General features: G+C 63.1%; 9 protein-coding genes. All 9 read right to left on the bottom strand.

The window, feature by feature from the left end; translation table 11 throughout:
• Positions 1-201: 201 nt before the first annotated feature.
• The 9 genes from ACHL_RS00780 to iolG all read right to left on the bottom strand — a co-directional run bounded on the left by ACHL_RS00780 (position 202) and on the right by iolG (position 14,802).
• On the bottom strand, positions 202-1,416 hold the full coding sequence (locus ACHL_RS00780) for a sensor histidine kinase (RefSeq protein WP_012630894.1): 1,215 nt from the start codon (positions 1,414-1,416) through the stop codon (positions 202-204).
• A gap of 55 nt (positions 1,417-1,471) precedes the next feature.
• The gene (locus ACHL_RS00775) at positions 1,472-2,746 is read right to left on the bottom strand and encodes a glycoside hydrolase family 26 protein (protein ID WP_012630893.1); all 1,275 of its coding nucleotides are present in this window, start codon (positions 2,744-2,746) and stop codon (positions 1,472-1,474) included.
• 1,438 nt (positions 2,747-4,184) lie between these two features.
• On the bottom strand, positions 4,185-5,648 hold the full coding sequence (locus ACHL_RS00770) for an APC family permease (protein ID WP_012630892.1): 1,464 nt from the start codon (positions 5,646-5,648) through the stop codon (positions 4,185-4,187).
• 31 nt (positions 5,649-5,679) lie between these two features.
• Positions 5,680-6,399: a TetR/AcrR family transcriptional regulator gene (locus tag ACHL_RS00765; protein WP_012630891.1), complete on the bottom strand. Its 720-nt coding sequence runs from the start codon at positions 6,397-6,399 to the stop codon at positions 5,680-5,682.
• A 1,075-nt stretch (positions 6,400-7,474) separates the two neighbouring features.
• On the bottom strand, positions 7,475-10,408 hold the full coding sequence (locus ACHL_RS00755) for an FAD-binding and (Fe-S)-binding domain-containing protein (protein WP_012630889.1): 2,934 nt from the start codon (positions 10,406-10,408) through the stop codon (positions 7,475-7,477).
• A 127-nt stretch (positions 10,409-10,535) separates the two neighbouring features.
• Entirely contained in the window at positions 10,536-11,498 is a 963-nt protein-coding gene (locus ACHL_RS00750) for a sugar ABC transporter substrate-binding protein (RefSeq protein ID WP_244266497.1), read from the bottom strand.
• Between the two features lie 75 nt (positions 11,499-11,573).
• Positions 11,574-12,572, bottom strand: a complete 999-nt coding sequence (locus ACHL_RS00745; RefSeq protein WP_012630887.1) for an ABC transporter permease — start codon at positions 12,570-12,572, stop codon at positions 11,574-11,576.
• On the bottom strand, positions 12,569-13,384 hold the full coding sequence (locus ACHL_RS00740) for an ATP-binding cassette domain-containing protein (RefSeq protein ID WP_244266496.1): 816 nt from the start codon (positions 13,382-13,384) through the stop codon (positions 12,569-12,571). The genes ACHL_RS00745 and ACHL_RS00740 overlap by 4 nt, the downstream gene beginning before the upstream one ends.
• Before the next feature lie 407 nt (positions 13,385-13,791).
• The gene (gene iolG / locus ACHL_RS00735) at positions 13,792-14,802 is read right to left on the bottom strand and encodes an inositol 2-dehydrogenase (protein ID WP_012630885.1); all 1,011 of its coding nucleotides are present in this window, start codon (positions 14,800-14,802) and stop codon (positions 13,792-13,794) included.
• Between the last annotated feature and the right edge of the window lie 11 nt (positions 14,803-14,813).

The raw sequence follows: 14,813 nt of genomic DNA, 5'->3' as shown, positions 1-14,813 counted from the left end.
CCCTCGCCCCGGAAGCGCCCACACCCCATCCACACACCGATGCGGACCCGGATCGAGCGCCGTGCAGAAACCTTTTTCACCCTTTTCCGCCGGCGCTGATCCCAGTGCTGGCGCGCTCCGAGCAGCCGAAGACGACGCGATAAATCTCCGAAGGACACGGATCATAGGCTCCCACCGGCCGTCAGCGGGAGAGCCGCAGGGTCAGGATTCTTGCTGCAGGTGGATGCTGATCATGGTCCCTTCGCCCGGGACGGGACCGATCTCCAGGCGCCCTCCTGCAGCGCTGGCGATCCTCGCGCAGGTCGCCAGGCCAAGCCCCGTCCCTGGCGGGTCTCCGTCACGGTGGAGCCGGACCAGCGGGTCCAGGACACGGTCCCGGTCGGGCTCGCTGATGCCCTTGCCGTTATCAATCACCCGCAGCGTCACCCCGCCCTCCGAGACGTGCCCGGTCACACGGACAACCGGGGCAATGCCGGGCCGGGAGTAAGTGACCGCGTTGTGGATCAGGTTCTGCAGGAGCACCCGCATCTGTCCCGCATCCGCGGTGAAGATCAGATCGCCGGCGTCCACGGCGGCGCCTGACACTTCCAGGCTGGCGGCCAGATCCTGGACCACGTCCTGGACGAGGTCTTTCAGGGACACCCGGGCCGGGCGGAGGTCCCCGCCGGTGGTGGCGTAAGACAGGACGTCCTCGATCATGGACAGCATCCGCTGGCCCGACCCGGCCGCGACCTCAAGATACCCTGCGAGGTCCGGGTCCGAGGCCGCTCCGTCGGACATCTGGCCCAGCTCGACGTAGCCGAGCACGGACGTCAACGGGTTGCGCAGGTCGTGGCTGATCCGCCCGGCGAACTCGGCCAGGAGCGCGTTGGCACGCCGGGCCTCCCCCAACGCGTCAGAGAGCTGTCGTGCACGGCGCTCCAGGTGCAGGACATCGACGATCTCGGCCGCGAGGATCTCCAACCCGTGCCGCTGCCTGTCACTGAGCCGGCCCGGTTCCCGAGCCCCCGCGCACAGCGTCCCCAGGACGAACCCGTCCTCAGCGACCAAAGGAATGGAGGCGTAAAACCTCACCGCCCCGCGTCGCCCATCCACATACGGGTTGCCGCTGTAGCGGGGGTCCAGGGAGGCGTCCTCAACGACCGTCGGCCGGCCGCCGAGGAAACTGACCGCGCACATCGAGTCCTCCCGGGAACACAGGTACGGTTCCATCCCCACGGCCGCCACCTGATACTGCAGGTCAGCGGTAATGATGTTGATCGCCGTCACGGGCTGCTGACAGACCGTCCGTGCCAGTTCCACCAGGTTCTGCAACCGCTCCGACGGCGCGGGTACGGCCAGCTTCCCGTCGGGCCCGGGAGTCGGCAGCCCTGTCCTGGCCAGGACAGCATCCCGGACCAGGGCATCCACGCTCACGGCAGGACCGCCCGACACGGCAGGCCCGGCCGGAGGGCTGGCCTGCGAAAGGGGCTCATGTTCCGGCCGGGCGGCAGGCCGTCCCGGTCCCGTACTCGAGCCAGTCCGGCAGGGCAGCGGTGAATGCGTCACGGATGGCAGGGGTGTTGGTGACGGTCCAGTCGACCCGGCCGTTGACCTCGACCTCGTTCTTGTCCCATTCGAACCAATTGACCATTTTTAGGTCCGGGAACGCGGCGTGGGTTTCGGGACCGAAGACCTGCTCCCACCACCCCCGTTTAATGTCCGCCTCGGAAGCGCCGCCTGCCGCCGGGTTGTACAAGGCTGCGGTTTCCGGGATGGCCACGGGCTTACCGTGGTCGGCCCCGTACACGTGGTAAAAGTCCGTCAGCAGGCTGTCGTCGCCGTTGGCGCCGATGTAGTTGCCGGTGAGCTGGTCAGCAAACTTGTTCGCCTCCGGGAGTTCGTTCTCACCCCACGGATACTTGGCACCCCAGTGATACAAGGACATCCCAACCCAGTCCACCGCCTCGTCCCCCGGGTAGTACGGGGCGTAGGAATCATCGGCCATCGTCAGGACACCGTCCCCATCCGTGTCCAGGGCAGCGAAGTCCGCGGACCCGGGTTTGGCCTCGAACTGACCACCCGCGAACGGGTACCCGCCGCCATAATTCGGCGCCCACATCATCGCCGACCCCGGCGCCCGGGAATGGACGGCGTCCGCGACCCGGGTAAACACCGCCTTGTACTCGACGGGCTGCTGCGACCAGGGATACCAGGACCCATTCATCTCATGGGCAAAACGCACGATTACCGGGACGCCCTGGTTATTGATCGACACCAGGTCCTGCACGAGCTCGTCGATGACATCCGCGGTGACCGCGGCCAGGCCCTGTTTGGGTTCCAAAGTCAGCAGCATCATGTGCCCGTCGTCCCGGATCTGCGCAGCGGCCGCCTGCAGGTGCGCCTTCTCCGCGCCCGTGTAGGGGAAGTCCGCGAACGAGACGCTCACCGCGGGTTTGCGCCCGAGATCGGCGGCGTACCGGGATAACGGTTTGGCGTCCAAGTTCAGGTTCACCCCGAACAAGGCACCCGAGGCCGGGATCAGGTCCTTGCGGTCGACCACCTGGCAGACCGGGACTGCTGCCGCGCTCTGGCTCGCCGCCGCTTCCTGGTTCGCGCGGTCACGGTCGGCCAATCCGTTCGAGATGCTTACCCCACCGAACCCGGCGGCCACAACCGCGGCGGCCACCGGCAGAACCCAGCCCCTGATCCCGGAACCAAAAGACTCTTTCTGACCGGTTTCCTGCCCGGAATCATCGTCAGGCAAAGCGTTACCCCCTGTTGACCTGCGGTTTCACTCCCATCCTAAAGGCGCACGCCTTGCCCATGTCGCCCTGCGCTTCGGGAGCCGGCGACACGACGGCGGCCTTCCCCGGTCTGGAGCTGTAGTGGGTGCTGGCTTTCGGAGTGCTGAGACCAAAGCCAGCCCCACCCCAAGCAACTCCCCCAAGGAAGACAGTTTCGTCCTCCCCCCAACAACAAGGACGAAGAGGAGCCCACTGCCCATCATCAGCGACAACACACCATTGAGCAACGCCTCGGACCGAGCCGCATCTGAGGAGTTCAACCCATGGCAGCGACCGATGTGGCTTCTGCCGCCCGCAGACTGGCCCCGCCCATGGGCGCACATACCTCGGGATTATCCAGTCGATATTGCGGCAAACGCCGGGTACTGTCAGCTGCGGAAGCCCGCCGGTCCCCCATCGGCGGGCTTCCCTTGTGCTAACGATCCCCGCAGCTGCACTTCATGAGAAACCGTCATTCCTCAGAACCCAGCAGGCGAACAGGCTTAGCTTTACAGAACGTCCGTTATCGGCGGTTCGAAAATGCTGGGGGAGAGCCCGGAAAAGCGGGCGGTTTCCCCTTTCGAGCGCCTCGGACAATGACAAACACTTCCTCTATGCCATGGCGGAAGACGACGGTGCAGTGGCCGCCGGCGACATCGGATAAATGCTCAACGCAAAAAATGTCGTTGCCAACTAGGGTCCCGGCTGATTGCGGCCCCCGGTGTTACGTTTCTAAAAAGTGGGTCAAGCGCGCGAGCCCAGAGCGGTCGCTACGAACGTCGTTCGTTGCTGATGGCAGGTAGCGTGCGGAGGTCTGCGCGCCTAGAAGGAGGCAAAGGAAGCTCGAGCAGCCATTGTGTCCGCTTTCCTTCCAGGCTTGGCATCAGGCTGCCTTTCTGGATGTAGCGGAAGGGTTGAGGGTCGTCTTCTGGCCGCCACCAGCCACTTTCCGGAGCGTGCACACCTGTAACTGCCCGGGTGGTGGCGGACGAGGAGTCCCGGGCCGATGTTTGCTTCGACATGTTGCCTCTCGATTGGTGTTGTGGCCGGGCAGGCTCTTTTGCCTCGACAATTGCTTTGTGGATCCGGCTAGATACATGGGGTTGAATTGCAGCCTTTGGCCCCATCGCCTTACTCCGCTGGCTGCGGAGAGTTTCCTCTCTGGGCCACCCGCGAATCGCTCGCTACAGAGGTCGCTTGTCTCTCTGCTTGCAGGTGCCCTGCCTCCCATTGACGGTGACGGTACGCCTTCATGTTCCGACCCGCCGTCGGAGCGGGTATCGCAGAAGCAGCCTTCACATAAATGGGCGCGGCTAAGTACGGCCGGGCAATCGGACAACAGGTCGACAAGGAGTGGCGGCCCAGCGAGAGGTCGTCGCCGGGGGCCCGGAGTGCGACCCATGTTGCCGCACTGCCAGCTCAGTCGATTTTCTGGCGGCCCAGGCGGGCGTAAACTTCTGGGCGATTAGCGCGAAGGAAAAGTGCATAAATGATGCCGCCAAAAAAGAGCGCGAAAGTAAACGTCATGAAGATCAGGGTCAGGATCGCCGATCCGCCGATCAGTTCTGGATAGTTGGCAATGGCCAGGCAAGTAATGGCACCAAGGAACAAAACACTGATGACGGGTGCAACCACTGTCTTCCAAACGGATTCCGGCTCGAAGCTGCGGCGGCGGGCAAAGTACACCAGGACCGCAAAGCTGGTGATGAACATCAACAGCAGTACGGCGAATGTGCCGCTGCCACTTGCTATGGGATACAGAGCCTCCGGAGCAACACCCAGGAGGCTGAAGAGCGCCGTCGCCGCCGCCCATATGGTGCCCACGGCCAGTGCCGAAGCGTACGGCGATTTGTGCTTGGGATGCACTCGGCCCAGGAATCGGGGAAGGGCGTGGTCTGAGGCAAGGGCAAAGCTGTACCTTGCGGCGATGTTCTGGATGGAGAGCATGCACGCCAGCACCGACGTGATGAGCATGATGACGGCGATATCAGCAAAGATCCTTCCCACAAGGCCCACGAGCGCGTCATTGAAGAGATTCACCGTATTGTTCCCTGCCTCGGCCTGGATTTTGTCCGCGCCAAAGAAGGCGATGAAGGCCCAGGCTGCCATTGCATAGAAGAGTCCGATGCCTACAACTGCCAGGTACGTTGCCCGCGGGATGGTCTTATCCGGGTCCTTGACCTCGTCCCTGTAAATGACTGTTGCTTCAAACCCGAAAAAGTTTCCAACAGCGAACAACAGTGCCAGGCCCAACGTGGCGTCGGTAATCGAAGGAAGCGCGAAGCCCGCACCTTGCATCGCTCCCAGTCCGTTGGCCGAGAAGGACGCCACATCGAAGACGACAACGACGGCCACTTCAAGCAGCATGACGATGGTGAGCAGCTTGGCCGAAAGATCGATTCGGTTGTAGGCCAGCAGCGTGGTGACAGCCGTAATGGCCAGCGCATACCAGTACCAAGGGATGTCTGGCCCACCCAGAGTGTTGACCACGAAGCCCTGGAGCGTCACGCCGAAGAAAGACGGCGCGAAGAAGCCAATGAAGATATAGCCGAACAGCGCAAGGAAAGCGCCTCCCAGGCCCGCGGGCTTGCCGAGTCCCGCGGTGACAAAGGAATAGAATCCACCAGGGCCTTGGACGCTGCGGCTCATCTTGACGAATCCCACGGAGAAGATCAGCAGCATGAGCGTGACGAGCAGATAGATGGCCGGCGCTGTCTGCCCACTGAACATGAGCAGGACCGGAAGGGTACCTGCCACCGTGGCCAGGGGTGAGGAAAAAGCGAGCACGTTCATGACGAGTTCACCCACTCCCATGTTGCCGCTGAGCCGGTTCTCCTGCGTCTGACGAGACACCTTTAGTGCGTCGATGGTGGTGTTATTCATGTAATCCTCATCACTTATGTTGAGTTTCGAATTACAGTATCGACGGGGCAATCAAGGGTGTTGTGCCATGTTGGGACAGCTCAGGCCAGGTGCCGGGGCCGCTTCCGGCACTGACCACGAGCAAGGAACGGGAAAGTGCCACCCCGCGGTCTGCCAGATTTTCCAGCTGCGCCGCTGTGCCGTCCCACGCAGACCAGTGGGCGGCGCGGTCCAAGAGCGCAAAGATTGCTTGAATGGCTTGCCGCGTGACAGCAAGTCCCATCTCTTCGGCCGCTGCGGCATACATCGCCTCGTGGAGGCCTTGCCAACAGGCCAACTCTTCACGCAGGCCCTCGCCCAAGAACCCCGCCACCTTGTCTGAGGCAACTAGCAGATTCCAGAGATCCGGCTCGGGGCTACCGATTTGCTGGGTGACATGGAAACGGACAAGTGCCGCCCAGTAGTCATCCGCGCACTGAATACCTTGGACCCGCTCGAGGAGCTCCTGAGCGAATCCATGGGTGAACCAAAGGAGTGAATCGGCTGTAATCTGGTCCTTGCCCTGCGGAAAACTTGAGTACAGACTAGGCGCCCTGACCCCCAACTCGCGGCCCAACGTACGCATGCTCACTGAGTTGTAACCATTCGCGGCAGCAAGCCGAAGGAAAGTCAGGAGGATCCGCTTCTTGGCCGGCGTCTGCGTCGACCAATCGCGTTGCGACAGGAATTCCAGGACAGCAGCGTTCGCCTGCTCACGCGGAGATGGACTCATTTTATCCTCAACGGGACCGTAATGAGAGGAGCCTAACGAATATTCGTTAGCTTGAAAAGATCTTATCCACACCTCGCCACCCTTCCGACGACGTAATCAGCAAAGCCTTCCCGGTCCTGACCTGTTGAGACGTCGTCCATATAACGGCTCACAGCCTGTCGGAGCGACGCCAGGGGTGGAGAAAACGAGGAAACCAGCGGGGACGACATTGGAGGCCACGTGCATGTGAAGACCATTTGGTGCCTGTCCCGGCCCCAGGCCACCTTGATCAGCGCTGGGCCAGTCGGCGCTGCGAACGACCCGACAAGGCGCCTGGTCAAGGCCGCGGTCGTTGTCGAGATGTAGGCATGCTGTTGCCTTTCCGGCTACCGCCAACCGCCGAGGCGACGGGGCTGCATCTATAGGAGGAGAGCGAGTCCTTGGCCGCCCCGCTGCTGGCCGATCACGAGGGCGGTCATCCCCACGGACCCACGACTCTTAACGCTGCCTTCTGGAACAAGGGGCCGGCCGTAGAGCCTGAGCCCAGTGCCCTGGAACAAGCGCTCCGCACTTCAGGCTAGGGGCCTCAGGGCGTCGGCCATGGCGAGACGTCGACGAGGTCGCGGCTTTCTGTCGTGTCGCGCAGGAGCCCTTGGACGAGCCTTACGGAGCGAACGAGCCGAAGGTCAGTTCGTTCTCCAAGATCTTTGTCATTGAGCCGAGTGGAGGCTCGCAGCCATTCGATTTGCCGTCCGTGGGCGAGCTTCCTGTTCATCATCGGAATCAACTCTCGAAAAGTAATTGGACTGGTGGAACACTTCCAGCATCTGCTTTCGAAAATCGGCTGAATCGTCCCAGTTTGGGACATAGGCAGATCCCGGCAAGGATCATCGAAGCCTCACTTCGAATCGATCCCCACGACAAAGATGAATACTCCTGACACAGCGATGAGCGCAGCGGCTGCAGCCGGCGGAACAGTCGGGACGGTGAGAAGGTTTGGCCTGCTTCGAGTCTTCTTGGCATTTTCATTCATGTACGGCGCCACGAAATTTAGCGCAGCGGCGACCAGAACCAGGAAGACTCCGAAGTACTCCACCTACGCCACGCCTCGGGCGCTTTGCGGGTCCAGTGCCGCAGCAAGGTGCTGGCTGGTGCGCCCCGGGGCCACTTGAGAGACCTGCATAGCGCAGCTGAACCCATCTGTGAGCACCAGCCCGGCTCCGCTGTCCAGCGCCGGCACGATGGAATGCTCGGCCACCTTCATGGACATGTCGAAGTGCTCCGCCTCAAAGCCAAAGTTGCCGGCCACTCCGCAGCACGACGACGATTCCACGAGGTTCGGCACTCCCCAGGCTTTCAGGACCCGTTTCTGGGAGCCCGACCCGAAGACTGCGTGTTCGTGGCAGTGGGTTTGCAGGACGGCGGTTTGGGGCGGAGCGACGGACGGTTTCCAGCCACGTTTGATCGCTTCGTCGATGGCCACGGAGAACGAGCGGACCCGGGCAGCCACGCGTGCGGCTGCCGCCCCGCCCACCATCTTGGGCCCCTCGTCGCGGATGGTTGCCGCACAGCTCGGTTCCAGCACCACGATGTCCCGGTTCGTGCCGTCGTCGAGCCTGCTAATCAGCCGGGCCAAGCGGCGCCGGGCACCGTCGCGCTGTCCAGTGGATATCCACGTCAGTCCGCAGCAGGCGTCCGGCGTGCAGCCCACGGAGATTCCCGAGTCGCGCAGCACCCGGGCTGCGGCGGGGACCACCTCGGGACGGAACGCGCGGGTGAAGCTGTCAATGAACAGGAGAATGTCCGCATTGTCCGCGAACTGGGCTTCCCGGATCCGCCGCCGTATGCGAGCCGACGGCGCGAAATCCGGGAGCCGTCGTCGTGCGCTGACGCCCAGCTTTTCGCCCACCCAACGGAAGGGACCGAAGCCGGTCCCCGCGTTGGCGAGGGGTGCGATGCGCGTCAAAAGCGGCAGCCACCGCGGCAGCCAACCGATCGAATAATGGGTGAAGGGCCGGATCTTGCCGCGGTAGTGCTGATCCACCAATTCCGACTTGGCCTCCGCGATATCCACCCCCGTGGGGCAGTCGGCCGAGCAGGCTTTGCAGGAAAGGCAGAGGTCTAGGGCTTCCCGCACCTCGGGGCTCGACCAGCCACCGTGGCTTGTGCCCTTGGTCCGGGTAAGTTCCTGCAGGACCCTCGACCGACCCCGCGTCGAGTCCTTCTCGTCCTTCGTAGCGCGGTAGCTGGGACACATGAAACCACCGGTCGTTGCCCTGCAGCGCCCAACACCGATGCACGCGTGGGTGTTGCCGACGAACGGGCTCGCCACCGGGAGCAGGCTGCGGTTTCCAGAAGAAGGCACGACGGCGGCACCCGGCACCGCGGCCGGCTCACCACGCGCATGGCCCGGCAGGGGCACGCCCTCAGGAGCCAGGGAGGCAGCGAAGGGCTCGGGATCCACGATGATTCCCGGGTTCAGGATTCCAGCAGGATCCCAAAGGTGTTTGAACGCCCTGAAAATGCCCACCATGGCGGGCGAATACATCACGTCCAGCAGTTCGCTGCGTGCCCGGCCGTCCCCGTGTTCCCCTGAAAGGGAGCCGCCGTGAGCCACCACGAGGGCCGCTGCTTCGCGGGTGAAGTTCTCAAAGGACTCCCGGCCAGCATCGCTCCGGAGGTCGTAGTCCAGGCGCATGTGCACGCAGCCCGCACCAAAATGCCCGTACATGAAGGCGGTGTAGCCGTACTGCTCCACGAGGGGCAGCAGTTCCGCGAGGTAGTCCGCCAGGCGCTCGGGAGCGACCGCGGAATCCTCCCAGCCGGGCCAGGTCTGGACACCGTCGATCCTGCGCGAGGAAAGCCCGGCGCCGTCTTCGCGGACCCGCCATAGTTTGGCCCGTTCTGCCGGCTCGGTGACGATCGCGTGGTCCAATACGCGGCCATCGGCTGTGAGTTTCTCCAGAAGCCGCTCGCACTCAGCGGCGGCTTGTTCGATGCTGTCCGCCGGGAACTCGACCATCAGGAACGCCTTGCCCTGCGGGAGGGAGTCCACGCTGGCGGCACCCCGGCGGTGGCGCATTATGTCCACAATCGAGGCGTCCAGGCCCTCGATGGCGCTTGGCCTGGCCGCCAGGATGGTCGTCACATCGCGGGCCGAATCGATGGTGTTCGCGTAGCCAAGGCACAGGAGTGCCGTGGTCCGGGGCTTCGGCACCAGTCCCACTTTGGCCCGGACCACCAGGGCGCACGTGCCCTCGCTGCCTGCCAAGGCGGCCGCCACATCCAGGCCGTTTTCCGGCAGGAGGTGCCCCAGATGGTAGCCGGAGACCTGGCGGGGAATGTTCCCCAGCTCAACCCGCAGCGGGGCCAGGTTGTCTTGGGCCAGCTCCTTCAGACCCGCGAACAGCTCCGCGGCCCTGGCGACGGATTGCTGGTCACCCGCGTCCACGGCCCGGAGGAAGTCGCGTCCCGCATGCAGGTGCGCTCCGTCCGCCGTAACCAGTTCCACTTCCTGCACGTGCTGGGTCATGCGTCCGTAGGCCACTGAGTGGTTACCGCAGGCGTCGTTGCCGATGGAGCCGCCGATGGTGGCACGGGTCATGGATGAAGGGTCCGGGGCAAAGGTCACCTCCCCGCCGCTCGCCTTCTCGACGTAGGAGCGCAGTTCGCCAAGGATGACGCCGGCGTCCACCCAGACCGCCGCCTTACCGCCGTCGAGCTCTCCCACGGAGGTCAAACGGCGCGAAAGGTCGATCACCAAGGACCCGCCGATAGCGTTGCCTGCCATGGACGTGCCGCCGCCGCGCGCGGTAACAGGGACGCCAAGCGTGGAACAGGCGCGCAACACTTTCCGAACGTCCTTGACGCTTGCCGGGAAGGCGACGGCGGCTGGCCGGACACGGTAGTTGGAAGCATCGTAGGAGTACTCGGAGAGCCGTCGCGGAGCGTCATCCACCTCGATGCCCTGCGCGCGCAAGGCGGCAAGCAACTGCTCTGCTTTCGTGTCTCCATCGTCACCGTGGGGCATGTTCGCCGTCTCCAATTCGTAGTGGTCCGCTGGAAGTTTAGGCAGGACGGCACCCCGGCGGAGTGTGCCAAAACAGAACGGGCACAGCGGAGAGATCCGCTGTGCCCGTGTTTATGTCAGGAACGAGTTACTTCAAAAACTCGGACAGGTTGTCCTTGGTAATAAGCGTGAATGGCAGCGTGTAGCGGTTGTCCACGTTTCCGCCGTTGAGGAAGTCGGTGACCACCTCAACTGCCTTAACACCCTGGCCCGCAGAGTCCTGGCGGACCGTAGCGGACATGGTGCCACCCTCGATGTCCTGCAGCGCCGGTTCGGTGCCATCGACGCCCACCACGGCCTTGAACTCGGCAGTGCGGCCCGCGTCCGCAATTGCGGAAGCGGCACCAATGGCCATTTCATCGTTGTTGGCAACAACTGCGTCGATCTGGCCGGACGGGAAGCGCTGCAGGGTGTCCTCCATATTGCGTTTGGCGTCATCGCGGCTGCCCTTGGCCTGGAATTCGGCCACGATCTTGAAGTTCTCGTTGATGGTTTTGTCGAAGCCGTTCTTTCGGCGGTCGGTCCACGAGGCGCCGTAGACGCCTGCTGCGAACACGAGGTTGCCGCCGTTGGGCATCAGCTTGTTGAGGTATTCAGCCTGCATCTGGCCGGCCACGGTATCATCCACGCCGATGTAGCTCTTGTATCCGACGTCCGAGCCCTCTGCGAACTCAGTAGACAGGATAAACAGGGGGATATTGGCCGCGATGACCCGCTTTGCTGCGTTCTGGCTGGCATCGCCATCCAGGGGCTGCATGATGACGGCGTCCACCTGGCGGGTGAGGAGGTCCTCAACCTGATTCAGTTCGCTGCCAACGTCCTTCTTGGAGTCGGTGATGTTTAGCTTGACGCCCTTTTCATCCGCCGTCTTCTTCATGGCGTCGGTCATGTGGGCCAGGTCCGGATCCTGCAGGTCAAGGACTACAACGCCGATGTTGTAGGTCTTGGCCGCCTCGCCGCTGCTGGTTGCGTTGCTGCTTCCCGCGCAGCCAGTGAGGGTGAGTGCCCCCGCTGCCATCATGGCGACCGCCGCAGCGATCTTACGTCGCATACCCATTGTTGTTCCTCTCAGTGGTTTCTGTCTGTGCGTTGGGAGATTGGTGTTGCAGTTGGTGCTTTCCGTGGGTCAGTCGGACTTCCAGCGGTTCAGCAGGACGGCGAGCACCAGGATCACGCCCTGGACGCCTTGCTGGAAGTAGGAGGAAACGCCCATGAGGTTCATGCCGTTCATCACCACGCCCAGCAGGAGCACGCCGATGACTGTTCCGCGGATGGTGCCCACTCCGCCAAAGAGGCTCGTTCCGCCAATCACGACGGCGGCAATCACCTGGAGTTCATAACCGGTACCTGCCACCGGAGCGGCACCATCGAGACGGGCAGTGAGGACCAGGCCACCCAGGGCGGCAGTGACGCCACCGATGAGGTAGACCATGAAGAGCACGCGGCTTGTTGAAATGCCGACCTTTTTGGCCGATTCCTCATTGCCTCCTACGGCGTAGACGTGAGAACCGAACTTGGTACGGCTCAGTACGAACTCGCAGATGATAGCGGCAACCAGGAAGATGATCACGGGAACCGGGACGGGGCCCAGGAAGCCGGAGCCGAGCCATTCGGCCGGTCCGCTGAGGCCGGAGACAACCTGGCCATCGGTGATCACGAGCGCCGCCGTGCGGGCTATGGCCATGGTGGCCAGCGTTGCCAGGAAGGGAAGGATGGCTCCCCAAACCACCATGGCGGCGCTGAGGAAACCGACCAGGAGGCCGACGCCGAGGCCGGCGATCAGCGGCAGCCAGAAGGCTCCGCCACTGTCGGGGGCAAGCAGGGCAAAGGTCATGCCGGCCAGGCCCACCACCGATCCCACTGACAGGTCGATTCCTGCCGTGATCATGATGAAGGTCATCCCAAGGGCGATCAGTCCGATGATGGAGGACTGCCTGACCACGTTCACGATGTTGTTCAGCGTGAGGAAGTTCGGGGCTGCTGCGGCGAGGAAGACCAGGATTACCACGAACAGGATGATGATTCCGTAGTCCCCAATGAACCGCTTCACCCTGGTGGCGGTGAGGCCTTCCTTAAGGTCGGCGGGGCCCAGCTTGGTCTTGAGGGTGTCCATGGTGATGGTCATGAGTCGCTCCCGTTGGTGGTACCGCGTGCGGAGAAGGCATCAACGGTTTCCATGGATGAAGTGCTTCCGATCTTGCGGCGGTCCTCGGGAATGCCGCTGCCGTGGTCGACGTAGTCGTCCAAGGTGCCGTGGGAAATCAGGTGGGCCACCTGGGCCTCGGAGACCTCGCCAACGCGGAAGCGTCCCACTACTTGCCCTTGGCGCATGACGGCGAAGCGGTCCGCCACTGCGAAGGCTTCGTCGAGGCGGTGCGTGATGATGATGACCGCGATGCCCAGGTCCTTGAGCCGCTGGGTGACTTCGATGAGCTTGTCCACCTTGGCCACCGACAGGTTCGCGGTGGGCTCGTCCATGATGATCAGGCGGGCGTCGAAGGCCAGTGCGCGTCCGATCGCCACAGCCTGCCGCTGGCCGCCGGAGAGTCGCTTCACCTTGAGCCGCGGGTTGATGGGAATGTCCAGGCGCTCCAGCACGCGCTTGGTTTCGGATTCCATCTTTTTCCTGTCGATGATCCTCAACAGCGGACCCAGGATGTTCTTCTGGGGCTCGCGGCCCAGGAAGATGTTGGTCCGGACATCCAGGTTGTCGGCCAGGGCGAAGTCCTGGTAGACCATCTCGACGCCCTGGTCCCGGGATGCCGAGGGGGTGGGGAACGCGGTGGCCTTCCCGTCCAGCTCGATCGAGCCCCGATCGGGCTGGTAGACACCTGTCAGAACTTTCATGAGCGTTGATTTGCCGGCGGCGTTGTCTCCAAGAAGAGCGAAGGTTTCGCCGGGCATGACATCGATGCTGACGCCGCGCAGAGCGGACACCGCCCCGAATGTCTTGTGTATGTCCTTTAGGGCGACCAGTGGAGTTGTCGCCGGTGGTGCGTCGGTCATCTCATCCTCGTTTGATAGGGCCATGCAAATGAACCGGTGAAACATCTTTGGCGATGGACCATCAAACAACGTTGTTCGACTTTGCAGAATCCGGGGTAATTCAAGAAAGCCCCGTAACCGCGTGACCTTCGCCACACTGTTTCACTTACTTGAACTTTGACGGATTGGATAACCCGGTATGTGTGCCACTTTGGAACACGGACCCGCGGGAATTGTTGCTTTGGGAAACAAATTCTTTGCTGATAAGCCGTTAAGTCGGTATTCCGTTAAAAGGACAAAGCCCGGCCCGGGCACGGATTGTTGCGAAAGAATCCGTGCCCGGGCCGGGCAGTCAAGGGCTACGCTGACAACTCCACGGCTATGGCGGCGCCTGTTCGGGCGGACTTTTCCGCCGCGTCGGCCAGGATCAAGGCAGCACGGCCGTCCTCGAAGCCGGGACTTCGGGAGGGTAGGCCGCGGACCGCACGGAGGAACTCGGCGACTTCTAGCCGGTACGCCTCCGCGTAGCGCTCCAGGAAGAAGTTCTGGTATGGGCCTGCCCCCTCCACGGACCGGGCACCCCAGTGCCGCACCAGGCTGTCGTTCTTGTTGGTCACCTGGAGCAGGCCTGTGGATCCGAAGGCCTCGATGCGTTGGTCGTAGCCATAGGCGGAATGCCTTGAGTTGAAGATGGTTACGAGTTCGTCCTTCGAACCCCGGAGGGTAACCACGGTGGAATCGAAGTCGCCCGCCTGCCGGATGCCTTCGCTGAAGACGTTGGCACCCCGGGCCGAGACCTCCACGATGTCCGGGATGAAGTAGCGGGCCATGTCCAGGTCATGGATGGTCATGTCCCGGAAGATTCCGCCGGACTGTGGCAGATAGGCCGCAGGGGGCTCCCCGGGATCGCGGCTGGTGACGATCAATTGCTCCAGGGCACCGATCTCGCCGGCCCCCACGCGCCGCCTGAGCTCAACGAAATGCCTGTCGAAGCGTTTGTTGAAGCCCAGGGCGATCGGTACATCCGTGGCAGCCGCCTTGGCCCGGAGGGCGTCGACCCGCCCGATCTCCAGGTCGATGGGCTTTTCGCACAGCACCGGGATGCCGGCGTCGATCGACTGTTCGATCAAGTCCACGTGGGTGGCCGTCGGCGAGGCGACAATGACGGCGTCGACTTCCCCGGAGGCAAACACTTCCTCCGGATCGTCGCTCACGCGGCCTCCGAACTCGGCGGCCGTGCGCTTGGCACCCTCAATGAAGGGGTCGCACACCCAGGCCAACGTTGCTTCTTCGAGTGTTGCAAGGCTCATGGCGTGCACTTGACCGATCCTGCCGGTCCCGAACAGGCCAACCCTGATCTGTTGCGTCATTGCAGGTCTCC

It is taken from the genome of Pseudarthrobacter chlorophenolicus A6 (genome assembly GCF_000022025.1).
Classification (GTDB): Bacteria; Actinomycetota; Actinomycetes; order Actinomycetales; family Micrococcaceae; genus Arthrobacter; species Arthrobacter chlorophenolicus.
This window is presented reverse-complemented; position numbering and strand designations above follow the sequence as displayed.